Here is a 23,546-nt window from a genome sequence, read left to right as displayed (position 1 = left end):
GCTGTGAGGCGTTGAGCTAACCAATACTAATTGCCCGTGAGGCTTGACCATATAACACCCAAGCAATTTGACTACTCCTGACTTGGAAACAAGTAGAAGCATCAGATTGCGGTGTGTGAAGACGAAATGAACCGAAAGTTCGATGCTCACAAAACACCGAAAGCTGTCACATACCCAATTTGCTGAAGCGCGGCCAGCTGGCCACGATTCGGTACCCGAATTTCTTGACGACCATAGAGCATTGGAACCACCTGATCCCATCCCGAACTCAGCAGTGAAACGATGCATCGCCGATGGTAGTGTGGGGTTTCCCCATGTGAGAGTAGGTCATCGTCAAGATTAAATTCCAAAACCCCTATCTGCGTATGCAGGTAGGGGTTTTGTTTTTGTCCGCGAGAAATCGTCGGCACTTTTTGGTAAGGTGCACCTCGTTTTTCAAGGAACTGCTAGCAACGCCTATGGACCGGCACTTCTTTTCATATCCATAGAGCTCCTGCAGAAATGCCCCAACCGATACCGATCAAAGACCACGAAAAAGAGACGCGCCTGGTCAACAGGAGACTCATGGCCTGCGCCTTGTTCGTTGCGGCGATCTCCTGCGCACTGGTTGTGCGCCTGTACGTGCTGCAAGTACTCGAATTCGACTACCACTCGACGATCTCGGAAAACAACCGCGTCCATGTCCTCCCGATCACCCCGCCCCGTGGCTTGATCTACGACCGCAACGGCGTGGTGCTTGCGGACAACCGTCCCAGCTTCAACCTGACCATCACCCGTGAACGCGCCACAGACGTCAAGGACGAGCTGGATCAGGTTGTCAGCCTCCTGCACCTTCCAGTCGAGGATCGCGCGCTGTTCGACAAGGCGATGAAGCAGGTGCGGCACCCGTTCGTCCCGGTCACGTTGTTCTATGAGCTCACCGAAGAGCAGATCGCGGTGCTTGCAGTTAACGAGTTCCGCTTGCCGGGCATCGATGTGGAACCACAGTTTGTTCGCCATTACCCGATGGGCGCCCATTTCGCGCATTCCATCGGCTACGTAGGACGAATCAACGAGAAAGAGTCCAAGGTGCTCGATACGGTTGAATACCGTGGCGCCCAGTCGATCGGTAAAACCGGCATCGAGAAATTCTACGAGTCGCAGCTGCACGGTCACGTAGGCTATGAAGAAGTCGAAACCAATGCCCAGGGCAGGGTGTTGCGAGTGCTCAAGCACACCGATCCGATCCCCGGCAAAAACATCGTGCTCAGCCTTGACGTCAAACTGCAGGAAGCTGCCGAGCAAGCATTGGGAGACCGCCGCGGCTCCGTGGTAGCACTTGATCCGGCAACCGGCGAAGTGCTGGCGATGGTCAGCAAGCCCAGCTTCGATCCCAACCTGTTTGTCACCGGCATCAGCTTCAAGGAATATGCCGCGCTGCACGACTCTATCGACCGGCCGCTGTTCAACCGCGTGCTACGCGGTCTCTACGCCCCCGGCTCGACCATCAAGCCTGAAGTGGCCATCGCAGGCCTAGATGCCGGTGTAGTCACTCCCCAGACCCGCGTCTTCGACCCCGGCTACTATCAGCTCCCGGACTTCGATCACAAGTACCGCAACTGGAATCACAGCGGTGATGGCTGGGTCGATATGGACGCAGCGATCATGCGTTCCAACGATACGTATTTCTACGACCTGGCCCACAAGCTGGGCATTGATCGCCTGCACGACTACATGGCCATGTTCGGGCTTGGCGAAAAGGTCTCGCTGGACATGTTCGAAGAGTCTGCCGGCCTGATGCCCTCCCAGGCGTGGAAGCGCGCTACGCGTCGCCAGCCCTGGTTCCCGGGCGAGACAGTGATCCTCGGCATCGGCCAGGGCTATATGCAGGTCACGCCACTGCAACTGGCTCAGGCCACCGCCTTGATCGCCAACAAAGGCGTGTGGAACCGACCACATCTGGCCAGAACCGTAGACGGTGTCGCCCCGGTAGACGAACACCCGATGCCGAATATCCTGCTCAAGGATCCCCGGGACTGGGAGCAGGTCAACCACGGCATGCAGATGGTCATGCACGACGCTCGAGGGATTGCCCGAGCGGCCGCGCAGGGCGCTCAGTACCGCATTGCCGGCAAGAGTGGTACCGCGCAAGTTGTCGCGATCAAGCAAGGCGAGCGCTACAACCGGGCGAAAACCCTGGAGCGCAACCGCGACAATGCCTTGTTCGTCGGCTTCGCCCCGGCCGAGCATCCGAAGATTGTCATCTCGGTGATGATTGAAAACGGGGAGGCCGGTGGTCGCGTTGCCGGCCCGGTGGTGCGGCAGATCATGGACGCCTGGTTACTCGATCAGGACGGCCATCTCAAGCCGCAATACGCCACGCCGAGCAAAGCACCGGGCGACCCTCACGTTTAAGCGTTCAAGGCTTCACAGCACAGGCTCACGAATGCTGAGCATGTGCTGGAAGCTTTCGAGGAAGACCGTTTCGGCCTGACTCATCTTCTGTTCGCGGTTCCACAACAGCTGAATATCGAAATCCACCACCCCATCCTCGGGCGGCAATCGCCACAGCAGACCCTGCTCGACATCACGGCGCACTAGATGCGTTGGCAAACAACCGATTCCATACCCGGCGCAGATCAAGCGGTAAATCTCTTCAAAGCTCGTCGATGATGCAACGATCTTCCCGGTAAAGCCCTGTTGGTCGCGAAACAGCGTCAAAGGGGAAAGATTACCGCCGAGCTGGTCGCTGGTGAAACTGACAAAATTCTCTGCCGCGAGCTCTTCCAGGGTCAAGTTTTCCTGCCCGAACAACCGATGCCGCTGTCCGCAGAAATACGCATAACGCTCGCGAAACAGCACCCGCTGCTCCAGCCTTGGTTGCGGTAGCCGACACAGCCCAACACCGATGGTCGCGGTCTTTTGCAGCAGCGAACTGATAATGTTCGAGCTGCCCATCACCTCGACTTCCAACTCGATCTTCGGGTGAGTTTCGTGGAAATCGGCAAGGAACTCATCGTAGTGGCGCGCTTGCACACCGCTGACCGTGAGGATACGAATCTTGCCCACGACATCGTCGTGACGGCTCTCCACCACCGTGCCCAGTCGCGAAATATCCCCGTAGATATCCGCTGCAATACGCAGGACTTCTTCCCCGGTTTCCGTCAGGTCAAATCGTCGCCCGCTGCGGGCAATCAACACGCACTCCAACTGTTCCTCCAGCCGTTTAAGCGCCTGGCTCACCGCCGACTGCGTGATGTGCAAGCGCGCAGCGGCCCGGCTCATGCTGCCTTCCTGACCGATCACCAGGTAAGTGCGTAACAGGTTCCAGTCGAGGCGGTCATTGAGGAAGCGGCGACCGACCCACGGGTTGGAAGTGGAGGGCATAAAAACTCCATGTAGTAGCAGGGCTAATAGTAAAGATAAGAATTTGAAAATTGACTAATCCTGGCATGAAAGCGATAAAGCCAACAAGCGCCACAGAGTGCAACCGTAAAACAGCCTTCAGCACCTGCCCAAAACTATAAATACACAGGGTCCTTGCATGCACACTACCCCTCAACCGCGTCGAGCGGCGGCGGCAGCCTTTATTGGCACGACCATCGAGTTCTACGACTTCTACATCTACGCCACGGCGGCGGCGCTGGTGCTCGGGCAAGTGTTTTTTCCCAGCAGCGACCCGGTGATGAGTACGCTGGCAGCCTTTGGCAGTTTCGCGGTCGGCTTCATCGCCCGTCCCATGGCCGGCATGGTGTTCGGTCACTTGGGCGATCGCCTGGGGCGCAAGAAAATGCTGCTGGTGACCATGGCGCTAATGGGCTTGGCGACCGCCGGGATCGGGATGTTGCCCAGCTATGCAAGCGTCGGTATCTGGGCGCCGATCAGTCTGATTGTCCTGCGTTTGATCCAGGGGATTTCGGTCGGTGGCGAGTGGGGCGGGGCGGTGCTGATGGCCAGCGAACACGCGCCGGCCAAGCGCAAGACTTTCTACGCATCTTTCGCCCAACTCGGCAGTCCGGCCGGTCTACTGCTGGCGTTGATCGCCTTTCGTCTGGTCACGTCCCTGGAACCGGAAGACTTCCTCGCCTGGGGCTGGCGCCTGCCGTTTCTCGCCAGCGGTGTGCTGATGATGGTTGGCCTGATGATCCGCTCCGGTGTCGACGAGTCGCCGGAATTCGCCAAGGCGCGGGACAACAACGAGACCGCCCAATACCCGGTGAAGGATGTGATCCGCACCTGCTGGCGGCAGATCCTGTTCGCCGCCGCGGCCGTGACCATCGGCTCGGCCGGGTTCTTTTTCACCAACACGTTCATGATCACTTATGTCACCCAGTACCAGGGCATCGCGCGCTCGACGATTCTTGATTGCCTGTTCCTGGTGACCGTCATCCAGTTGGCCTCGCAACCTCTTTCCGCACTGCTCGCCGAGCGCATCGGCGAAGGGCGCTTCCTCAAACTTGTCGCGCTGATGTGCATGGTCACGCCGTACCCGATGTTCATGTTGGTGGGCACACAAAACATCGTGCTGATGACAGTCGGCATCGCCCTGGCGGTGGTGATTCTTTCGGCGCTGTATGCGGTGATCGCCGGCTACATGACTCAGGCATTCCCGGTGCATCTGCGCTACTCGGGCATTTCCATCGCGTACCAACTCAGCTGCGCGTTGGCAGGCGGTACCACGCCGCTGATAGGCACGCTGCTGGCAAGCAAGTTTTCCGGACAATGGTTGCCGTTGGCGGTGTTCTTCACCTTGCTCTCGGCCCTGTCCTTGATAGGTGTTTGCGGCCTGGCTCGCCTGCGCGCCAACCCGGTCGTCACCCACGCTGCTAAAGAGGTGTATTCGTGAGTAAACCTGAACACATCGGCCCGGTTGAATGGCAGGCCCGTTGCGAACTGGCGGCGCTGTATCGCCTGGTCGCGCACTTTCGCATGACTGACCTGATCGACACCCACATCACCCTGCGGATTCCCGGTCCTGAGCATCATTTCCTGATCAACCGCTATGGCGTGATTTTCGACCGTATGCGCGCTTCGGATCTGGTGCGCATCGATAAGGACGGACGGGTCGTCGATCCGGCTTACCAAGGTCACCGAGTCAACCCTGCCGGGTTCGTCATCCATTCGGCGATCCACATGGCCCGCCCGGATCTGAACTGTGTGATTCACACACACACCGCCGCAGGCATGGCCGTTGCGGCGCAAAAGCATGGCCTGCTGCCAATCAGTCAGCATGCGCTGAAGTTCTACGGCAAGTTGGCGTATCACACCTATGAAGGCATCGCGTTGTCGCTGCATGAGCGCGAGCGTCTGATTGCCGACCTCGGGCCGCACCGGGCGATGATTTTGCGCAATCACGGTTTGCTGGTCGGTGGTTCCGGAGTGGCCCAGGCGTTCCAGGAGATTCACTTTCTGGAACGTGCCTGTCAGGCGCAGGTCGCGGCGCTGGCCGGTGGTTCGGCATTGCATTACCCGTCCCCGGAAGTCTGCGCGCACACCGCCGAACAGTTTGACCGCGATGATCAGGACAACATCATCGACTTGGCCTGGGAGGCCGCTTTAACCCTGATCGAATCCCAGCGCGAGTCCTACTTATCTTGAAAACAGTCATCAACACCGTGGTTTTGCTCTCCCGCGACTCCCTGCTGCTCAAGCAACTGCAAGCCGCATTTGCCCGCAGTGCACCGCAACTCACCACCGTACTGGCCGACGATCCACAAGCCGTCAATGCGCAGATTGCCGCGTGCTGGTTTCCGCCACCGGGCAGCCTCGTCGCATTGCCGAACCTGCAAGTCATCCACTCGGTCGCAGCGGGCATCGATCACCTGGACCACGACCCGACGTGCCCGGATTTGCCGGTGTGCCGGGTCGTCGATCCCGGCCACCGGCAAGGCATGACCGAGTACGTGCGCTGGGCGGTGATTCACTACCACCGGCGCTTCGATCAGGTACTCAGACAGCAACAGGAGCAGCACTGGGAGCGCCCGGTGCAACGAGCGGCGGGGCAGTTCAAGGTTGGGGTCATGGGGCTAGGTTCGTTGGGCAGTGCCATTGCCCTCGACCTCGCTGCCGCCGGTTACGACGTGCGTGGCTGGGCGCGCAGCAGCAAGACAATCATTGGTGTCCAGACCTTCGCCGGTGCGCCGCACCTGAATTCGTTTCTGAACGGTCTGGAACTGCTGATCAATCTGTTGCCCCTGACCCGCGAAACACGGGGCATCCTGGGTGGGGCAACGTTTGAACACCTCGCCAACGGCGCTGCCATTGTCAATTGTGGACGAGGCGGGCATCTCAATATCGACGACCTCGAACTGGCCCTGCAACGAGGAAAGTTGCGCGGTGCATTATTGGATGTTTTCGAACAGGAACCGCTGCCGGTCGATGACCGTCTCTGGACAATGCCCGGCGTGACGATCACCCCACACATGGCCTCGGCGGCCTCCCACGACTGTATTGCCGAACAAGTAGCGGAGAACTTGCGACGACTGAATGCCGGTGAACCGTTATTGAATAGCGCCGACCGGTTACTGGGTTATTGATCTCAAAAACTCGCCCATTAAATCAGGCGACCTATAACAACAATCTCGCACTCTCAAACTATTTACTGCCAGTAAAACAATTAAATAAACGAGTTCTTGATGAATTCCTGGAGACAGTGATGAGCGATCTATCGTCCGCAGAAAAGCCCGGCGCACCTGCGCAAGTTGCAAATATGAAGAAGGTGGCCGTTGCCAGTGTCATCGGCACCACGGTGGAATGGTACGACCTGTTTGTATTCGCCACGGCGTCGGCGCTGGTGTTCAACAAAGTATTTTTTCCGGACTTCGATCCGTTGATCGGCACCTTACTGGCTTTCGGTACGTTTGCTTCGGCGTATCTGGCGCGGATTGTCGGTGCGGCCCTGTTCGGGCACTTCGGTGATCGTTTGGGACGCAAATCGATGCTGTTGGTTTCGCTGTTGACCATGGGGGCTGCGACTTTCGCCATCGGGTTATTACCGAACTATGCGGCCATCGGAATCTGGGCGCCGATCCTGTTGCTATTGCTGAGGGTCATCCAGGGCCTGGCGCTCGGCGGCGAGTGGGGTGGGGCGGTGTTGATGGCGGTGGAACATGCCCCCGCCAACAAACGTGGCTTGTACGGCTCATGGGTGCAGATCGGCGTTCCGGCCGGGACCATGATTGCCAACCTGGCCTTCCTGTTGATCGCGGCGTTGATGTCCCCCGAAGACCTGTTGGCCTGGGGCTGGCGTATCCCGTTCCTGGCCAGCGTACTGCTGATTGCCGTCGGGTTGTACATCCGCTTGAACATCGCTGAAACCCCGGCCTTCAACAAGGTCAAGGAAGCCGAGGTGCAGGTGAAAATGCCGCTGGCGGAGGTCTTTCGCAAGTACTGGAAACAAGTGGTGCTGGGCGGGATCGCCACCATGTCGACCGGTGCATCGTTCAACATCATCGTTGCGTTCGGCCTCACCTACGGCACCCAGAATCTTGGCTTCAGCCGCAGCGTGATGCTCGGCGTCGTGCTGCTCTCCTGCGCCTGGTGCATCGTCATGTTGCCGGTGTTCGGTGCGTTGTCGGACCGTTTCGGACGCAAGCCGATTATCGTCGCCGGTATTGTCGCTGAGGCGTTGGTCGCGTTCCCGATGTTCTGGTTGATGGACACCAGGGAGCTGCCCTGGGTGATCTTCGGCTACTTGCTGTTGATGACCGCATTCGCCGCCAACTATGGGCCGATCGCGACCTTTCTGGCCGAGTTGTTCGGCACCCGGGTGCGCTATTCGGGGCTGTCGATCAGCTACATGTTGTCCGGCCTGCTCGGCAGTGCGGCGACACCTATCGTCACGACGGCGTTGCTGGCGGCCACCGGCAAAGGCTCGTCCGTCGCCTGGTACATGATCGGAGCGGCGCTCATTTCGCTGGTAGCGCTGTTGCTGCTGACCGAAACCTTCAAGCGCGACATCAGCGAAATACCGAAGGCGGTGACCGACGACGATCAGCCCGTTCGCAAACCCTTCAAATCGGCAGCCGCCTGATCCATGGAGTTCAACCTTATGCGCAGAATCCAGTCGGCCCCGGGCTTCATCGGCCCGGTCGGCCCTTACTCTCAAGCAGTGGTCAGCGGCCACCTGGTATTCACCGCCGGACAGATTCCGGCCCAGAACGGGCTTGATGACCAACCCGAGGATTTTACCGAACAAGTGCGGCAAACCTTGCGCAATCTGGAGGCGATCCTGATTGAAGCGGGGTCCGATTTCAGCCACGTGATCAAGGTCAACGCCTACCTGACCGATCCGGCGCAACTCGAACCGTTCAATGCGGTCTATCGCGAGTTTCTTGGCCACGCGCCACCGGCTCGCACTACGGTGTGTGTGGCGCTCTGGGGCGTCTCGCTGGAGATCGATTGTGTGGCCCAGTTGATCGCAAAGGAGTCGCAACATGGATGAATCAAAACTGATCGAGCAGTTCAAGGCGGTGAGCTTTGCGACCCTCGGGCATTTCCTGGAGGAGGGCTTCGCGGACTCGCAACTGCGGGCCATGGTGCCCAATGTGAAACTGGTCGGCCGGGCGTTGACGCTGAAGCTGGTGGGCGCCGATGCCATTGCCGTCAACCAGGCCCTGGCGCTGATACAACCGGGCGACGTGCTGGTGATCGACACCGACGGCGATTGGCAACACGCCCCGGTCGGTGCGGTGACCAGTTGTGCTGCGCTCTGTGCGGGGGCGGTGGGCATCGTGGTGGACGGCGCGGTCACCGATCTCCTGGAACTGCGTGAAGCCGGGCTGCCGGTCTTCGCTCGCGGCACCAGTGTGCTGACCACCAAACTGCACGGTCGTGGTGACAGCGAAATCAATCAGCCAATACACTGCGCCGGCGTCACTGTGCATCCGGGGGTGCTGGTGCTTGCGGACGACAACGGCGTGCTGTTTCTGGACTGGCAAACCGCGGCCGGTGTCATCGAACAGGCCTTGGCGTCCGATCGTGCCGAGCCGCGTTTGCTTGAGCGATTGCGTGCGGGTGAGCCGGTGGCGCAGGTGTTGCGGGTCTAGGTCGTGAGGCTGCGTTGCAGGCTATCTATGAAGATCGTCTCGGCCCGGCTCATGCGTTGCTCGCGGTTCCACAGCAAATGAATGTCCACATCGGCAATCCCTTCGTGTGGCGGCAGGCGCCAGAGCGATCCGGCTTTCACGTCCGCCGCCACCACGTGCTCGGGCAAACAGCCGATACCAAATCCGGCGATCACCAGCCGCCGGACTTCTTCCAGGCTCGGTGACGACGCGACGATGCGTCCGCTGAAACCCTGCTGATCGCGGAAGATCGTCAGCGGCGAAAGCATGCCGCCGATCTGGTCGCTGGTGAAACTGACGAAGTTCTCCCGCTGCAAATCCCCTTCGACCACGTTCTGCCGCCCGAACATCGCATGGTGTTTGCCGCAGAAAAACGCATAGCGCTGACGCAGGAACAGCCGTTGCTCCAGGCGCGGTTGGGGGCGGCGATTGAGGCTCAGGCCGAGGGTCGCGGTTTTTTCCTGCAAGGCACTGACGATGTCGGAGCTGCGCATCACATCCACTTCAAGGTCTACGCGCGGATGCTGGCGATGAAAGTCCGCGAGGAAGTCGTCGAAGCGCTCCGAGAAGATCCGGCTGATGATTAGCAATCGAACCTTGCCGATCACTTCGTCGGCCGGTTGCTCCAGCACACTGCTGACCTGGGACATCTGCCCGTAGATCTCTCCGGCCAGGTCGAAGATCTGTTCGCCGACTTCGGTCAGGGCAAAACGCGGACCGCGACGGGCGATCAATTGGCGACCCAGTTGCTCCTCCAGACGCTTGAGCGCCTGGCTCACCGCCGGTTGCGTCAGGTGCAGGCGGGCGGCAGCGCGGCTGATGCTCAGCTCCTGACCGATTACCCGAAACGTGCGCAGAAGGTTCCAATCCAGACGGTCATTGAGCAGGCGATGTACATCACGTTCGGCCATGGCGGCTCTCGATTATAAGCTGTCGTAATAGTCTGCATAATAAATAGAAAATTGACTAATTATAGCCCCGGGACGATAAATCATTCCCAGACAGGCGCCGCCAGAGTGCCTTGATTTTGCTTTTTCACTCCTGCCAAAAAAATAACCAAAGGAGCCCGACCCATGAAGCCTCAAGCTTCTGCTCAGCCGCGCCGTGCGGCAGCCGCAGCCTTCATCGGCACCATGATCGAGTGGTACGACTTTTATATCTACGCGACCGCCGCCGCCCTGGTGTTCGGCGCGCTGTTTTTCCCCTCCGACGACAAACTGTTCAGCACCATGGCCGCGTTCGGCACCTTCGCCGTCGGTTTCTTTGCGCGGCCGTTGGGCGGGATCATCTTCGGCCATATCGGTGACCGGATCGGCCGCAAGAAGTCGCTGATCATCACGTTATTGATGATGGGCGTAGTCACGGTGTGCATCGGTTTGCTGCCGACCTACGCACAAATCGGCGCGGTGGCGCCAGTGATGCTGATTGTGCTGCGCATCGTCCAGGGCATCGCCGTCGGTGGCGAGTGGGGCGGGGCAGTATTGATGGCCGGCGAGCATGCGCCGAAAGGTCGACGCAACTTCTTCGCTTCCTTTGCGCAGCTGGGCAGCCCGGCTGGTTTGATCCTGTCGCTGCTGGCGTTCAGCGCGGTCACCCGTTTGCCGGAAGAGGACCTGATGAGCTGGGGCTGGCGCCTGCCGTTCCTCGCCAGTTCGTTGCTGCTGCTGGTGGGCCTGGCGATCCGGCTGGGGGTGAATGAATCGCCGGAATTTCTCGCCAGCCGTGAACTGGCCAGCAAGAGCACGCGCAAAGAGCAGGCGCCGGTCATGGAAGTCCTGCGCACCGCGTGGCGTCCATTGCTGCTGTGCATCGGCGCCAACACCCTGGGGATCGCCGGGGTGTATTTCACCAACACCTTCATGATTGCCTATACCACCCAGCAACTCGAACTGCCGCGTTCACTGATTCTTGAGTGTCTGTTTGTGGTGGCGATCATTCAGTTCTGCATCCAACCACTGGCCGCGTGGGTCGCGGAGAAGATGGGGGCGACACGTTTCCTGTGCCTGGTGTCCTTGTTGGCGATCGCCTCGCCCTATCCGATGTTCGTATTGGTCAGCTCGGCCCAGGCGCCGCTGATCATCCTTGGCATCGCCCTGGCAGTGGTGTGCATGGCTTCGTTCTACGCGGTGATCGCCGGTTATGTCAGCGGCATGTTCGAGACCCGCGTGCGCTACACCGCGATCTCGTTGGCCTATCAGGTATGCGGTGCGCTGGCCGGTGGCCTGACGCCGCTGATCGGCACGATGCTGGCGCACAAGTTTGCCGGCCAATGGTGGCCGATGGCGGTGTTCTATAGCCTGATCGCCGCGACTTCTCTCATCTGTGTCTTGTCCCTTGCCCGCCGCCATGCCAGTGCTGAACGCATTGAAATGGCCAGCGCTTAATCAATGATTTCCAGGAGTGACTCATGTTGAAAATTAATGGCGAACGCCTGTGGGCGAGCCTGATGGCAATGGCCGAAATCGGCGCCACCGCCCGTGGTGGCAGCTGCCGTCTGGCCTTGAGCGATGAGGACAAGGCAGGTCGCGAACTATTTGCCCACTGGTGCCGCGAAGCCGGCATGACCCTGAGCGTGGACGCCATCGGCAACCTGTTCGCCCGCCGCGCCGGCACCGACCCCGATGCCGCACCGGTGATGATGGGCAGCCACCTCGACACCCAGCCTGAAGGCGGGCGCTTCGATGGCGTCTACGGCGTACTCGCGGGGCTGGAAGTGGTGCGTTGCCTCAACGACCTCGGCATCCAGACCCGCAAACCACTGGAAGTGGCGGTCTGGACCAACGAAGAAGGCGCACGCTTCACCCCGGCGATGTTCGGTTCGGCGGTGTTCACCGGCATCATGTCGCTGGACGCGGCGCTGGCGGTGCGGGACGTCGATGGCATCAGCGTCGCCGACGCGCTGCAACGCACCGGTTATGCCGGCGAACGCCCGCTGGGCGGCGCGGTGGATGCGTACTTTGAAGCGCACATCGAACAGGGCCCGATCCTCGAAGACAACGCCAAAAGTATCGGCGTGGTCAGCGGCGGCCAGGCGATTCGCTGGCTCGACGTGCGGGTCGAAGGTATGGCCGCCCACGCCGGCACTACGCCGATGCCGCTGCGCAAGGACGCCTTGTATGGGGTGGCGCGGATGATCCAGGCCATTGAAGGTTTGGCCACCGATTTCGCCCCTGAAGGCCTGACCACCGTGGGCGAGTTGAGCATTAACAAATCCTCGCGCAACACCATTCCAGGCCTGGTGAATTTCACCGTCGACCTGCGGCATCACCGTGATGAAGCCATCGAGGCTATGGAGCAACAGGTCCGTACACGACTGCAGGCGATTGCCGACGGCCGTGGCTTGAACCTCACGATCACCCCGCACTGGATCAGCCCGGCGACGCCGTTCGATGCCGAGTGCGTGGCAGCCGTGCAGCACGCCGTGGACGCGCTGGGCTACGCTCAGCAGTCGATTGTCAGCGGCGCCGGGCATGATGCAATTCACCTGGCGCGGTTCTGCCCGACGGCGATGGTGTTTATCCCGTGCGTTGGCGGGTTGAGCCACAACGAAGCCGAAGACGTGCTGCCCGAGGATGTGCGACAGGGCACTGATGTGTTGCTCAACGCCGTGCTGGCCCGCGCCGAAAAAGCTGAATAAACACAGTCCCTGTGGGTGCGGGCTTGCTCGCGGTAGCGGTGGATCAGTCGCCATTGATGTCGAATGTGCTGGCCTCATCGCGAGCAAGCTTGCTCCTACAGAGACACACTCAGCTTCAAGATCTACGTTAACTGACAGGTATTTGATCCATGCGCAGTTTTTTCCACCCCGAACAATTGCTCCACCATCCACGCAGTTACTACTCCCGCGGGCAGATGCGCACGCCGCAGGAAGTGCCGGAGCGTTTGCAGCGATTGGTGCAGGCTTCTCATTCCCTCGGCTTCAAAGTCGAGCAGCCCGTCGATGCGGGGCTGGCGCCATTGCTGGCGGTCCACGGCGCTTCGTACCTGCGGTTTCTGCAAGAAGCGCACCAGCGCTGGAAGGAGATCCCCGAGGATTGGGGCGATGAGGTGATGTCGAACATATTCGTGCGCGAGCCCAACGCCTTGCGCGGGATTCTCGCTCAAGCCGCCCGCTATCTGGCGGACGGCAGTTGCCCGGTGGGCGAACAGACCTGGCGTTCGGCTTATTGGTCGGCGCAAAGCGCGGTGGCCGGTGCTCAAGCGTTGCTTGACGGCGAGCCGGCGGCTTACGCGCTGTGTCGTCCACCGGGTCATCATGCCCGGGCCGAGGCGGCTGGCGGATTTTGTTATGTGAACAATGCCGCGGTGGCGGCGCAGGTTTTACGCGCCAGGTTCAAGAAGGTCGCGGTGCTCGACACTGACATGCACCACGGTCAGGGCATTCAGGAGATTTTCTACGACCGCGATGACGTGCTGTACGTCTCGGTGCATGGCGATCCGACCAATTTCTACCCAGGGGTTGCCGGCTTCGGCGATGAGCGCGGTGTCGGGGCAGGCGAGGGGTTTAACCTCAACTTGCCGATGGCCCATGGTGCGAGCGAGGCGGAATTTCTGGCACAGCTTGAAGTCGCGTTGACGGCGGTCAAGGACTTTGGCGCCGAGGTGCTGGTGCTGTCCCTGGGATTCGATATTTTCGAACTGGACCCCCAGAGCAAAGTGGCGGTGACCCGTGAAGGGTTTGCGGTGCTGGGCGAACGGATTCGTAGCCTTGGGTTGCCGTGCCTGATTGTGCAGGAGGGTGGGTATCACCTGGAGAGTCTGGAAGACAATGCCCGGGCGTTTTTTGTGAATGCCCAGGTGTGGCGGCTCTGAGTGAGATGGGGGCTGTCCGATCGCGGTCGCGGGTAAGCCCCGCTCCCACAGTGACCAAGGTGGACCACTTACTTGTGGACAACGCTGAACCTGTGGGAGCAAGGCTTGCCCGCGGTGAGGCCCTGGAGCACCCCCCGTTATTTACTGTCCAGGCACAGGACACCCCATATCGCCCTCCTGGCATTTCAAATAATTCTTGAAAGTCTCCACCCGTGCGCGGGTCAGCTCTGTAATGCAATTACCGTAGATCAATGGGTAAACGCTCCCACCTTCCACCCCCGATGCTGAAAACTTGCACTCCGCATCCCGGAACGCAATCCACGAGCGTTGCGCGCCGATCAACAGCTTCTTGCGGTCCGGATCGCTCTTCAGCCGCCCGGTAATCTGCTGGTAAAGCGCATTCAGTTCCTTGTCCGCAGCCTTGTTCTGCTGGGTGGCGCACTGGTTCATCGTCGCCTGGTCGGTGGCGTTATCGCAATCTGCGGCCAGGGCCAGGTGGGTAAACAGCAGGGGCGTCAGCGCCAGGAGAAAGCGTGGGTACATGGGAGTTCTCGCTATGACATCTTAAAGAGAAGGGCAGTGTAGCGAACCCCGGCGAGGTCAGTTACCAGTCGCGTAAAAGCCGCTGCGCTGCAGTCATTTCCCAGCCGAATGAGCGCCATGGGTTGATTACAGTATGCGCTTGGTACAACTTTAGGGTTGGTCTTGTGGTCTTACAGGCCTACTGTTCATTACAGGAGGTGACATATGAACCCAGCATCAGATCGTATCCAAAGGAAAATCCTGCTCAGGACCCCGCGTTCGCAGGTCTGGCGCGTAATCGCCCATGCCGAAGCCTTCGGCCAGTGGTTTGGCGTGGCACTGGAGGGCAAGCGATTTGTCGCCGGTGAGTGGACCCAGGGGCAGATCACTTACCCCGGTTATGAGCACCTGCTGTGGAACGTACTCGTGGAGCGGGTTGAGCCGGAGCGGGTGTTCTCGTTTCGCTGGCATCCCTACGCCGTGGAGCGGCACATCGATTATTCCCAGGAGCCGACCACCCTGGTGTTGTTCGAGCTGGAAGATATGGATGGCGGCACGTTGCTCAAGGTCACCGAGTCCGGCTTCGATCATATCCCCCAGGAGCGCCGTCTCAAGGCATTCCGCATGGACAGCCGGGGCTGGGATGAGCAGATGAACAATATCGAGGAGTTCCTCAAAATCAGCCACAAGGCACCGGAGCCCCAGCAAGAGTAAATGCCCGCAGGTTCTGCCCATGGTTGAAGCGCCGCGCCCAGCTGAGTGTTGCAGAACCCCCGCGTCCCAGGCTTGCAGCTTTCAGCGAGGGGAGCGCCAAGGGTTCCCCGCTAGTAGCTATAGCGAATGTCCTACACGCTATGGTACTGATATCGTCTGTTACATTTTGGATCCGATGCGTATTCTGACCCCATCAACCGAGGCACAGGAAGTGCCTCGGGATCAGGGACGATCGACCATCAGCACGGAACGCTATCGACAGGGAGTCGACATGGTCTTGGGAAAACCCGCTTCGGCGGGTTTTTTTTCGTCTGTACAAAACCGCCGTTACGACGAGAGGCGCCTCTCCGATCTCTGTAGGAGCACGCTACGGGCGGCGTCCCGACGATGGGCGTGAACGATAACGCGGGAACCCTGATACCCCGCGGCGTTCATTCATTTTTCGCGAGCAAGCTCGCTCCTACAGTAAGAGGTTACAGCCTGGCTGCGGCCCGCTCGGTAATCCGTGTTCGCTGCTCAAGCGATGGCGCTGCGCGGCGCCGGGCGTCTTCCAGCACTGCGGCCGGCGCAGTGTCCGGGCTCCCCGAAGCAAAGGGCGGCGCGGGAGCGTACTCCAGTTGCAACTGCACCAACTGCGCAGTGCCCTCATCGAACAGCTCCGCAGCCAGCGTCAGGGCAAAATCGATACCCGCCGTGATCCCGCCACCGGTCAGCAGATTGCCGTCGCGCACCACACGGTCCTGAACCGCAATCGCCCCCAGAAGCTTGAGCAATTCGTGATACGCCCAGTGAGTGGTGGCGCGCTTGCCCTTGAGCAGGCCCGCCGCGCCGAGTACCAGGGCGCCGGTGCACACTGACGTCACATACCGTGCACTGGCCGCCTGGGCCTTGATGAACGCCAACGTCACCTCATCCTCCATCAATGGGCCGACGCCACTGCCGCCGGGGATGCAGATCACATCCAGAGCCGGACAGTCCTCGAACGTCGTAGTCGGTTGCAAGACCAGCCCGGTGCTTGCTGTCACTGGCCCCAGGTCCTTCCAGACCAGATGCACCTGCACGTCCGGCAGGGACGCCAGCACGTCATAAGGCCCGGTCAGGTCCAATTGCTGGACCTGGGGGAACAACAGAAAACCTATCTGCAACGCCATGGTGATTTCTCATGAAGTGGGTGGACGACTTCACTCTAGCTCTCTAGGATGTGGCGCATACGCCAATCAACCCACGAATTACGCCAACATGCCTAAAGTCATTCATGTGCTCGCGTTCGCCAAGGTGCAGTTGCTCGATGTCACCGGGCCGCTGCAAGTGTTTGCCTCGGCCAATGACATCGTCCGCCAGCAAGGCCTGCCGGCACCCTACGCACCGACGGTGATCGCCAGCGGTGGCGGGGCGGTCATGTCCTCTGCCGGGTTGGCAATGCTGGCTGAACCGCTGCCGCAGACGGCCAGCGACACCTTGATCATCGCCGGCGGCTGGGGCGTGTATGAAGCGGCTCAGGACCCGGCACTGGTGAGTTGGGTGCGCAGCCACGCAACCCTTTGCCGGCGCGTGTCCTCGGTGTGCACCGGGGCTTTTCTGCTGGCCGCCAGCGGCTGGCTCGATGGCCGGCGGGTGGTCACTCACTGGACCCGGTGCGAGCAGTTGGCCCGGCAGCATCCGCAGCTGCGGGTGGAACCCGACCCGATCTTCATCAACGATGGCCCGGTGTGGACCTCGGCCGGCGTCACTGCCGGCATCGACCTGGCGCTGGCCATGGTGGAACAGGACCTCGGTCGCGAGATGGCCATGGAAGTGGCCCGCCAACTGGTGGTGTTTCTCAAGCGTCCCGGTGGCCAGTCGCAGTTCAGCGTGACCCTGTCGTTGCAAAAAAAAGGTAATCGGTTTGACGAACTTCATGCCTGGATCAGCGAAAATCTTCCCCTGGACCTGGGGATTCCAACACTCGCCGCCCAGGCGGGCATGAGCGAACGCAGTTTCGTGCGCCACTACCGCGCCGACACCGGCCAGACCCCCGCCCGGGCGATTGAGTCGATTCGAGTGGAAACGGCGCGCAGGTTGCTCAGCGACACCGGTGTGCCGATCAAGCGCGTGGCGATGCAATGCGGGTTCGGTAGCGAAGAGACCCTCAGGCGCAGTTTCCTGAGGGCGATGGGGGTGACTCCGCAAGCCTATCGGGAACGCTTTTGCATCAGCGCTGCAGCAGATCCAGTAGTGCCTTGAGGGTGGCTTGGGGGGCTTCTTCGGGAATGTCGTGACCGACCCCGGCCAGAATACGCCGCTCGTAGTCACCGGTGAAAAAGTCCCGATCTTCATCGTTTGCCGTTGCAGGTCCGACGCCATCGTCTGCGCCGCACAGGGAGATAGTGGGCACACTGATCGGCGGCTGGCGAGTCAGCGCCTGCTCCATCCATTCCAACGCCGGATCGCCATCGACATACTTGAATCGGTGCCGGTAGGAGTGAATCACCACCTCGACAAAGTCCGGGTTATCAAGGGCCGTTGCACTGCGCGCGTACAACGCGGGGCCCTCGTCCCAGGTCGGTGACCACAGGCGCCAGAGCAACTCGCACAGTGCATGCCGATTTCGGGTCAAGCCCTCGACTCCACGCGGGCTATGGAAGTAGTACTGATACCAGAGCCGATGTTCGGTTTGCGGATCCAGCGGCTTAACCGAGTTGGGAATGTCCTGGAGGTTGTACCCATCGCCAGTGACCAGGCAACGAACCCGCTGCGGCCACAGTGCCGCCACGATGCACGCCGCGCGTCCGCCCCAGTCGTAGCCGCAAAGCGCTGCCTGCTCAATCCCGAGGGTGTCCATCAGCTCCAGCAGATCCTGGGCGAGGGCTGCCTGCTGCCCGGAGCGTGGGGTACCCGGGCTGTTGAAACGGGTCGGACCGTAGCCGCGCAGATACGGCACGATAACTCGATAGCCTTGTGCACCGAGCACGGGTGCTACCGAGTCGAACGCGCGCGGGGAATAGGGAAACCCGTGCAGCAGAATCACCTGCTCACCATTGGCCGGGCCGTGTTCTTCATAGGCGATTGTGAGCATTGATGTTCGGATGAACTGGATGGGATGGCCAGTCATGCAGCAATCTCCGCGAGCCTCTGTAGGAGCCTGCGGCGGCTCCTGCGTGCGAGTGAACTGTTAAGGTTTAGGCCTTCATCATGGCTGCCAATAATTTTTTTCGCCACTCAACTTGCGATCGAGAAAACTCGCCGCACTGATCAACGCCAAATGGGTCAGGGCCTGCGGTGTGTTGCCCAGGTGCCGCCCTCGGGTGTCGAACTCTTCGGCATACAAACCCAGCGGATTGGCATACCTGAGCAGCTGCTCGAACTCCAGATGCGCTTTCTCCACCTGGCCTGCCCGGGCCAGGCATTCGACGTACCAGAACGAGCACGCTGCGAATGCACCTTCAGTGCCTTCCAGACCGTCAATTCCTGCATCCTCGTTACGATAGCGGTAGACCATGCCGTCACGCACCAGGGTCTTCTCGATGGCCTGCAGGGTGGATAGCCAGCGGGGGTCCTTGGCACTGACAAAGCGCACCAGCGGCATCAACAACATCGAACCATCCAGGGCCGTGCCGCCGATATGCTGGACAAAATGACCGCGCTCTTCATTCCAGAAATTATTCCAGATGTCCGCGTAAATGGCCTGTCGGGTCTCATCCCAGCGCGCAAAAGGCGCGGGCAGCGAGCGCTTGGACGCCAGGCGAATGGCCCGGTCCAGCGCCACCCAGCACATCAGTCGAGAGTGCAGGAAGTGATGCTGTTCGCCACGCATCTCCCAAATGCCGACGTCCTTGTGCTGCCAGTTTTCACAGACCTGATCGACCACCTCAACCGCGTGCCTCCAGCCCTCGTGAGAGATCGCGTCGCCGTACTTGTTCACCAGGTACACCGCGTCCATCAGCTCGCCGAAGATGTCGAGTTGCACCTGGTCGTAAGCCTGATTGCCGATGCGCACTGGCGTTGCACCACCATGGCCGGCCAGGTGGGACAGTTCGGATTCCGGCAGTTCCTGACGGCCATCGACGGCGTAGAGGATGTTCAGCTTCATCGACTTGCCGCGGCAATCGCTGACCCGTCCACGGAGCCAGCCCATGTACGCATTGGCCTCTTCGACGAAACCCAGGCGCATGAACGCATAGACAGTGAACGAAGCGTCGCGGATCCAGGTGTAGCGATAGTCCCAGTTGCGCTCCCCGCCAGGTGTTTCCGGCAGGCCGAAGGTGGCGGCCGCAAGGATGGCGCCATGCTTGCGTGAAGTCAGCAGCTTCAGCGCCAGGGCCGAACGATTGACCATCTCCCGCCAGCGGCCTCGGTAATTGGACTGGCCGCTCCAGTCGCGCCAGAATTTCAGGGTGCGCTCCATGCACATGTCCGCCGCGCCCTGATCAAAGCGCGGGTCATCCACGCCGCCGAGCATGAATTGCGCGCTCTGGTCCTGTTCCAGGCTGAATTGCGCTACGGCTGCGTCCGCGTCGATGCGCATCACCTGATCGGAGGACAGGCGCAGGGCAGGCTGGTCGGTCGCCTCGAACACCACGTCCTGATCAGCCATCTGCGCGCGAGTGCTGGCGCGGGCGTAATCGTGTCGCACAGCGCAGCGCATATGAAAGGTCGCCCGACCGCTGACAACGCGAACCCGGCGCATCAACACCGGCAGGTCGTCCTCGCTGTCGCCGATCGGCAACAGGTCAGTGACTTCGACCACCGCGTGGTCGCTCAACCAGCGGGTTTGCAGGACATTAGTGTCCGGCAGGTAAATCTGCTCCCGACGCGCATCCGGCAAGTCCGGCGCCAGCTGGAAAATCCCGGCGTCGGGGGTGTCCAGCAGCGAGCAGAAGATCGACGGGCTGTCGAATTCGGGCCAGCAGAAAAAGTCCACGCTGCCTCGATCATTGACCAGTGCAGCGCTGCGCATGTCGCCGATGATGCCATGGGCGTCGATAGCGCTTTGTCGTTCGGGATGATGATCAGCCATTGCCGCGAAACTCCGGATAGAGACTCATACCGCCGTCGATGAACAGGGTGGTGCCGACGATGTAGTCAGAGGCATCGGAGGCGAGAAAGACCACGGCATTGGCAATGTCCTCGACGTCACCGATGCGGCCATAGGGAATAAGTTTGAGCAGTTCCTGTGCAGCGGCGCCCTCAGTAGCTGTCTGGTTGATAGCGGTACGAATCGCGCCCGGGGCGATGCCGTTGATGCGAATGCGCTGGTGGCTGACTTCCTGGGCGAGGCTCTGCATCAGCATGTCGACGCCACCTTTGGAGGCGGCGTAATTGACATGGCCGGCCCAGGGAATGCGCTGGTGCACCGAACTCATGTGAATGATTTTTCCGGCGGCCCGGGACACGCCTTCGCGAATGCCCTGTTGATTGAAAACCCGCAGGGCAGCGCGGGCACACAGGAACTGGCCGGTAAGGTTCACGCCGATCACCTGGTTCCAGTCCGCGAGGCTCATGTCGACTGCCGGGGCGTCTTTCTGCAGGCCCGAATTGGCCACCAGGATATCCAGCGAGCCGAAGGCTTCGAGGGTTTGCGCGAACAGTCGTTCGACGTCTTCCTCCTTGGCAACGTCTGCGCCGATGGCGATGGCGCGACCGCCTTGCTCCTTGATCTGCCGGGCGAGTTCTTCAGCCGGGGCGGCCTGTGAGTTGTAGTTGAGCACCACGGCAGCACCGGCAGCGGCCAGGGCCTTGGCGGCGCCGGCACCGATACCGGAGCTGGCGCCGGTGATGAGGGCGACCTGTTGGTCCAGGGAAATCAGCATAAGGGTTAGCGCCTTGAGTTGAGGGCCTTATCAGCTGACTGGTTTCGGACTTCAAGAGTTCACCAGCAAGATCAAAGATCGTCCGATCGCGGCCCGAGCCTGCGTTGGAATGCGAGCCCCTGTAGGAGCTGCCGGAGGCTCGGGCCGCGATCGGACGATGTTTTGATCCTGGGGCTTTAACATTCAACCAACAATTCAGCGCTTTCCCCGCCCCCCGCCTTATGGCAATTTGCACTCCCTTCCAGAGACAGTCAGACCATGGCAAATCCCTACCGCGAACTGTTCAGGGCCCCGGGCAGCAGAGCCTTCGTGTTGGCCGGGATGATCGCGCGCATGCCGATTTCCATGACCGGCATCGGATTGATCACCATGCTCTCGCAGTTACAGGGGGGCTATGGCCTGGCTGGGGCGGTGGCGGCGACTTTTGCCCTGGCCACTGCCTTTTGCGCACCACAGGTTTCCCGTCTGGTGGACCGTTTCGGCCAGCGCCGCATCCTCCCGGTGTCGGCGCTGATCGGTGGCGGTGCGCTGCTGATGGTGCTGCTCTGCACTCGACTGCAGGCCCCGCACTGGACACTGTTCCTGTTCGCGGCGCTGGCCGGTTGCATGCCCAGCATGTCGGCGATGGTGCGGGCACGCTGGACCGAGGTATACCGCGGCAAGCCCGAGCTGCAAACCGCCTATGCACTGGAGTCGGTGCTCGACGAAGTCTGCTTTATCGTCGGGCCCCCGTTGTCGGTGGGGTTATGCGTGGTGGTCTTCCCCGAAGCCGGGCCGCTGGCGGCGTTGCTGATGTTGGCGATCGGCGTGACTGCATTTGTCCTGCAAAGGGCAACCGAACCTGCGATTCATCCCCACGAAGCGCACCACCAGGGCTCGATCATTCGCTCCGTCGAGCTGCGATTGCTGGTGTTGCTGATGGTTGCCATGGGCACCATCGTCGGCGTGATCGATGTGGTCAGCGTGGCGTTTGCCCGGCATCAGGGTCAGCCGGCGGCGGCCAGTATTGTGTTGTCGGTGTACGCCATCGGCTCGTGCATGGCGGGGCTCGCGTTCGGCGCATTGCGTTCGAAAGTGCCGCTGCCGCGACTGTTCCTTTACGGCGGCGTGGCGACGGCGGTGACGACCCTGCCGCTGTTGCTGGCGACCAACATCCTCGGCCTGTCCCTGGCGGTATTCGTCGCCGGGCTGTTCTTCGCCCCGACCCTGATCGTCGCCATGGCACTGGTTGAGCAGATCGTGCCTGCGGCGAAGCTGACCGAAGGCCTGACCTGGCTCGTCACCGGCTTGAGCATCGGCGTGGCCATCGGTGCGGCCAGTTCGGGTTGGCTGGTGGACGCATTCGGCGCACCCAGCGGGTTCTGGGTGGCGATTGCGGCCGGCGTCGTGGTGCTGGGCTCGGCCATCCAGAGCTTCCGTAAATTGTAGGCGCGAGCTTGCTCGCGATTGCGATCCGACTAATTCACCGACCGCCTCATACGTTCTCCAACCAGACAACTATCGAGGTGAGCCCGGTGACCCAGCTGACATTGCTGTGCCTGCCCTATTCAGGCGCGAGCGCCATGGTTTATAGCCGCTGGCGGCGCAAGCTGCCGGAGTGGATCAAGCTGCAACCGGTGGAACTGCCGGGACGCGGCGCACGTTTTGGCGAGGCGCTGCACACCGACATGCGCCGCCTGGCGCGGCAATTGGCCGAGGAACAACTGGTCACTCTCGAGGCTCCGTATGCCTTGTTCGGCCACAGCCTCGGCGCGCTGCTGGCCTGTGAAATGGCCCATGCCTTGCGTTCGCTGGGTAGCCCGGAACCCGTAGCGCTGTTCGCTTCGGGCACCGCAGCACCGACGATGCGCGCCGACTACGACCGGGGTTTCGCCGAGCCCAAATCCGATGCCGAGCTGATTGAGCAACTGCGCAACCTAAACGGCACCAGCGAGGAAGTCCTGGCCAACGCAGAGTTGATGAGCCTGACCTTGCCAGTGCTGCGCGCCGACTTCCTGCTGTGCGGCCGCTTCGAACCTGTCGAGCGTGCGCCGCTCAAGTGTGCGGTGCATGTCCTCGGTGGCAAGGACGATCGCGCCAGCACCGAACAGTTGATTGGCTGGAGCAGGGAAACCCGCGGTAGTTTCTCGGTGGACATGCTTGCCGGTGGCCATTTTTTCATCCATGAACACGAGGCCAAGGTGCTGAAGGTGATCAAGGATCAACTCGACATCCACCATCGCCGGCACGCCATCGTCGCCAGCGCCTGATGCAACGCCTTTGTGGGAGCAACTGTCTTCCCCCTGCCACATCAATGTCGAATGTGCAGACGCCATCGCCAGCAGGCTGGCTCCCACAGTGGTCTGCGCTGTACATAAATGCTGCGTCCACCACCACTACCCTGTGGGAGCAAGGCTTGCCCGCGATGGCAATCTCCCTGCCACATCAATGTCGAATGTGCAGACGCCATCGCCAGCAGGCTGGCTCCCACAGTGATCTGCGCCGTACATAAATGCCGCGCCCACCACCACTACCCTGTGGGAGCGGGGCTTGCCCGCGATGGCAATCTCCCTGCCACATCAATGTCGAATGTGCAGACGCCATCGCCAGCAGGCTGGCTCCCACAGTGGTCTGCGCCGTACATGAATGCTGCGTCCACCACCACTACCCTGTGGGAGCGGGGCTT

21 protein-coding genes and 1 rRNA gene are annotated in these 23,546 nt (G+C 60.8%); 15 read left to right on the top strand and 7 right to left on the bottom strand.

The annotated features are described in order from the left end of the window. The first annotated feature begins 223 nt into the window (after positions 1 to 223). Both rrf and mrdA read left to right on the top strand, forming a co-directional pair. A 5S ribosomal RNA gene (gene rrf / locus EQV97_RS15160) occupies positions 224 to 339 on the top strand. Between the two features lie 162 nt (positions 340 to 501). Further along, positions 502 to 2,394 carry a penicillin-binding protein 2 gene (mrdA, locus tag EQV97_RS15155; protein ID WP_240889181.1) on the top strand — a complete coding sequence of 631 codons (1,893 nt, stop codon included), beginning with the start codon at positions 502 to 504 and terminating at the stop codon, positions 2,392 to 2,394. Between the two features lie 12 nt (positions 2,395 to 2,406). On the opposite strand, the gene EQV97_RS15150 is transcribed toward mrdA, so the two are convergent. Beyond that, entirely contained in the window at positions 2,407 to 3,366 is a 960-nt protein-coding gene (locus EQV97_RS15150; protein WP_122838652.1) for a LysR family transcriptional regulator, read from the bottom strand. Positions 3,367 to 3,523: 157 nt separating this feature from the next. On the opposite strand from EQV97_RS15150, the gene EQV97_RS15145 reads away from it, so the two are divergent. The 6 genes from EQV97_RS15145 to EQV97_RS15120 all read left to right on the top strand — a co-directional run bounded on the left by EQV97_RS15145 (position 3,524) and on the right by EQV97_RS15120 (position 9,026). After that, complete coding sequence (locus tag EQV97_RS15145; protein WP_122838653.1) at positions 3,524 to 4,825, top strand: MFS transporter; 1,302 nt, start codon at positions 3,524 to 3,526, stop codon at positions 4,823 to 4,825. Then, positions 4,822 to 5,577, top strand: a complete 756-nt coding sequence (locus tag EQV97_RS15140; protein ID WP_122838654.1) for a class II aldolase/adducin family protein — start codon at positions 4,822 to 4,824, stop codon at positions 5,575 to 5,577. The genes EQV97_RS15145 and EQV97_RS15140 overlap by 4 nt, the downstream gene beginning before the upstream one ends. Further along, positions 5,574 to 6,515: a glyoxylate/hydroxypyruvate reductase A gene (locus EQV97_RS15135; RefSeq protein ID WP_225570881.1), complete on the top strand. Its 942-nt coding sequence runs from the start codon at positions 5,574 to 5,576 to the stop codon at positions 6,513 to 6,515. Before EQV97_RS15140 ends, EQV97_RS15135 begins: the two co-directional genes overlap by 4 nt. Before the next feature lie 119 nt (positions 6,516 to 6,634). Then, positions 6,635 to 8,011, top strand: a complete 1,377-nt coding sequence (locus tag EQV97_RS15130) for an MFS transporter (protein ID WP_122838655.1) — start codon at positions 6,635 to 6,637, stop codon at positions 8,009 to 8,011. A gap of 18 nt (positions 8,012 to 8,029) precedes the next feature. Beyond that, complete coding sequence (locus EQV97_RS15125; RefSeq protein ID WP_122838656.1) at positions 8,030 to 8,422, top strand: RidA family protein; 393 nt, start codon at positions 8,030 to 8,032, stop codon at positions 8,420 to 8,422. Then, on the top strand, positions 8,415 to 9,026 hold the full coding sequence (locus EQV97_RS15120) for an RraA family protein (protein WP_122838657.1): 612 nt from the start codon (positions 8,415 to 8,417) through the stop codon (positions 9,024 to 9,026). Before EQV97_RS15125 ends, EQV97_RS15120 begins: the two co-directional genes overlap by 8 nt. Here EQV97_RS15120 and EQV97_RS15115 read toward each other — a convergent pair. Next, positions 9,023 to 9,955 (bottom strand): LysR family transcriptional regulator, encoded by a 933-nt coding sequence (locus EQV97_RS15115; RefSeq protein ID WP_225570882.1) that lies wholly within the window; start codon positions 9,953 to 9,955, stop codon positions 9,023 to 9,025. The two genes, EQV97_RS15120 and EQV97_RS15115, sit on opposite strands and share 4 nt — an antisense overlap. Positions 9,956 to 10,117: 162 nt before the next feature. Here EQV97_RS15115 and EQV97_RS15110 point away from each other — a divergent pair, with 162 nt between their 5' ends. From EQV97_RS15110 to EQV97_RS15100, 3 genes are all read left to right on the top strand, one after another. Further along, positions 10,118 to 11,428 carry an MFS transporter gene (locus tag EQV97_RS15110; protein WP_122838659.1) on the top strand — a complete coding sequence of 437 codons (1,311 nt, stop codon included), beginning with the start codon at positions 10,118 to 10,120 and terminating at the stop codon, positions 11,426 to 11,428. A gap of 23 nt (positions 11,429 to 11,451) precedes the next feature. Beyond that, a complete protein-coding gene (locus tag EQV97_RS15105; protein ID WP_122838660.1) occupies positions 11,452 to 12,681 on the top strand; it encodes a Zn-dependent hydrolase in 1,230 nt (409 codons plus the stop codon). 149 nt (positions 12,682 to 12,830) lie between these two features. Continuing rightward, the gene (locus EQV97_RS15100; RefSeq protein ID WP_122838661.1) at positions 12,831 to 13,856 is read left to right on the top strand and encodes a histone deacetylase family protein; all 1,026 of its coding nucleotides are present in this window, start codon (positions 12,831 to 12,833) and stop codon (positions 13,854 to 13,856) included. A 141-nt stretch (positions 13,857 to 13,997) separates the two neighbouring features. Here EQV97_RS15100 and EQV97_RS15095 read toward each other — a convergent pair whose 3' ends face one another. Continuing rightward, positions 13,998 to 14,399: a lysozyme inhibitor LprI family protein gene (locus EQV97_RS15095; RefSeq protein ID WP_240889180.1), complete on the bottom strand. Its 402-nt coding sequence runs from the start codon at positions 14,397 to 14,399 to the stop codon at positions 13,998 to 14,000. Positions 14,400 to 14,603: 204 nt separating this feature from the next. On the opposite strand from EQV97_RS15095, the gene EQV97_RS15090 reads away from it, so the two are divergent. Next, positions 14,604 to 15,092: an SRPBCC family protein gene (locus EQV97_RS15090; protein WP_122838663.1), complete on the top strand. Its 489-nt coding sequence runs from the start codon at positions 14,604 to 14,606 to the stop codon at positions 15,090 to 15,092. A 473-nt stretch (positions 15,093 to 15,565) separates the two neighbouring features. On the opposite strand, the gene inhA is transcribed toward EQV97_RS15090, so the two are convergent. Next, positions 15,566 to 16,243, bottom strand: coding sequence for an isonitrile hydratase (gene inhA / locus EQV97_RS15085; RefSeq protein ID WP_201148115.1), 678 nt, complete (start codon positions 16,241 to 16,243; stop codon positions 15,566 to 15,568). Between the two features lie 88 nt (positions 16,244 to 16,331). Here inhA and EQV97_RS15080 point away from each other — a divergent pair, with 88 nt between their 5' ends. Then, positions 16,332 to 17,315: a GlxA family transcriptional regulator gene (locus EQV97_RS15080; protein ID WP_122838665.1), complete on the top strand. Its 984-nt coding sequence runs from the start codon at positions 16,332 to 16,334 to the stop codon at positions 17,313 to 17,315. Here EQV97_RS15080 and EQV97_RS15075 read toward each other — a convergent pair. The 3 genes from EQV97_RS15075 to EQV97_RS15065 form a co-directional block, all read right to left on the bottom strand. Further along, the gene (locus tag EQV97_RS15075) at positions 17,284 to 18,183 is read right to left on the bottom strand and encodes an alpha/beta hydrolase (protein ID WP_225570885.1); all 900 of its coding nucleotides are present in this window, start codon (positions 18,181 to 18,183) and stop codon (positions 17,284 to 17,286) included. The genes EQV97_RS15080 and EQV97_RS15075 overlap by 32 nt on opposite strands. A 78-nt stretch (positions 18,184 to 18,261) precedes the next feature. Next, positions 18,262 to 20,088: a glycoside hydrolase family 15 protein gene (locus EQV97_RS15070; RefSeq protein WP_240889179.1), complete on the bottom strand. Its 1,827-nt coding sequence runs from the start codon at positions 20,086 to 20,088 to the stop codon at positions 18,262 to 18,264. Further along, positions 20,081 to 20,881, bottom strand: a complete 801-nt coding sequence (locus tag EQV97_RS15065; RefSeq protein ID WP_240889178.1) for a glucose 1-dehydrogenase — start codon at positions 20,879 to 20,881, stop codon at positions 20,081 to 20,083. The genes EQV97_RS15070 and EQV97_RS15065 overlap by 8 nt, the downstream gene beginning before the upstream one ends. A 258-nt stretch (positions 20,882 to 21,139) precedes the next feature. Here EQV97_RS15065 and EQV97_RS15060 point away from each other — a divergent pair, with 258 nt between their 5' ends. Both EQV97_RS15060 and EQV97_RS15055 read left to right on the top strand, forming a co-directional pair. Further along, positions 21,140 to 22,309 (top strand): MFS transporter, encoded by a 1,170-nt coding sequence (locus tag EQV97_RS15060; protein ID WP_122838669.1) that lies wholly within the window; start codon positions 21,140 to 21,142, stop codon positions 22,307 to 22,309. Positions 22,310 to 22,395: 86 nt separating this feature from the next. After that, positions 22,396 to 23,130, top strand: a complete 735-nt coding sequence (locus tag EQV97_RS15055; protein WP_240889177.1) for an alpha/beta fold hydrolase — start codon at positions 22,396 to 22,398, stop codon at positions 23,128 to 23,130. The last annotated feature ends 416 nt before the right edge of the window (positions 23,131 to 23,546 follow it).

The organism is Pseudomonas sp. TMW22090, from assembly GCF_022496665.1.
Classification (GTDB): Bacteria; Pseudomonadota; Gammaproteobacteria; order Pseudomonadales; family Pseudomonadaceae; genus Aquipseudomonas; species Aquipseudomonas gregormendelii.
This window is presented reverse-complemented; position numbering and strand designations above follow the sequence as displayed.

Bases quoted from the DNA above. Each gene is read 5' to 3' on its own strand.
- EQV97_RS15065 (WP_240889178.1), bottom strand. From the start codon at position 20,881: ATGCTGATTTCCCTGGACCAACAGGTCGCCCTCATCACCGGCGCCAGC.
- EQV97_RS15060 (WP_122838669.1), top strand. From the start codon at position 21,140: ATGGCAAATCCCTACCGCGAACTGTTCAGGGCCCCGGGCAGCAGAGCC.
- EQV97_RS15075 (WP_225570885.1), bottom strand. From the start codon at position 18,183: ATGACTGGCCATCCCATCCAGTTCATCCGAACATCAATGCTCACAATC.
- mrdA (WP_240889181.1), top strand. From the start codon at position 502: ATGCCCCAACCGATACCGATCAAAGACCACGAAAAAGAGACGCGCCTG.
- EQV97_RS15105 (WP_122838660.1), top strand. From the start codon at position 11,452: ATGTTGAAAATTAATGGCGAACGCCTGTGGGCGAGCCTGATGGCAATG.
- EQV97_RS15080 (WP_122838665.1), top strand. From the start codon at position 16,332: ATGCCTAAAGTCATTCATGTGCTCGCGTTCGCCAAGGTGCAGTTGCTC.
- EQV97_RS15090 (WP_122838663.1), top strand. From the start codon at position 14,604: ATGAACCCAGCATCAGATCGTATCCAAAGGAAAATCCTGCTCAGGACC.
- EQV97_RS15110 (WP_122838659.1), top strand. From the start codon at position 10,118: ATGAAGCCTCAAGCTTCTGCTCAGCCGCGCCGTGCGGCAGCCGCAGCC.
- EQV97_RS15150 (WP_122838652.1), bottom strand. From the start codon at position 3,366: ATGCCCTCCACTTCCAACCCGTGGGTCGGTCGCCGCTTCCTCAATGAC.
- EQV97_RS15145 (WP_122838653.1), top strand. From the start codon at position 3,524: ATGCACACTACCCCTCAACCGCGTCGAGCGGCGGCGGCAGCCTTTATT.
- EQV97_RS15100 (WP_122838661.1), top strand. From the start codon at position 12,831: ATGCGCAGTTTTTTCCACCCCGAACAATTGCTCCACCATCCACGCAGT.
- EQV97_RS15070 (WP_240889179.1), bottom strand. From the start codon at position 20,088: ATGGCTGATCATCATCCCGAACGACAAAGCGCTATCGACGCCCATGGC.
- EQV97_RS15120 (WP_122838657.1), top strand. From the start codon at position 8,415: ATGGATGAATCAAAACTGATCGAGCAGTTCAAGGCGGTGAGCTTTGCG.
- EQV97_RS15125 (WP_122838656.1), top strand. From the start codon at position 8,030: ATGCGCAGAATCCAGTCGGCCCCGGGCTTCATCGGCCCGGTCGGCCCT.
- EQV97_RS15095 (WP_240889180.1), bottom strand. From the start codon at position 14,399: ATGTACCCACGCTTTCTCCTGGCGCTGACGCCCCTGCTGTTTACCCAC.
- EQV97_RS15115 (WP_225570882.1), bottom strand. From the start codon at position 9,955: ATGGCCGAACGTGATGTACATCGCCTGCTCAATGACCGTCTGGATTGG.
- inhA (WP_201148115.1), bottom strand. From the start codon at position 16,243: ATGGCGTTGCAGATAGGTTTTCTGTTGTTCCCCCAGGTCCAGCAATTG.
- EQV97_RS15130 (WP_122838655.1), top strand. From the start codon at position 6,635: ATGAGCGATCTATCGTCCGCAGAAAAGCCCGGCGCACCTGCGCAAGTT.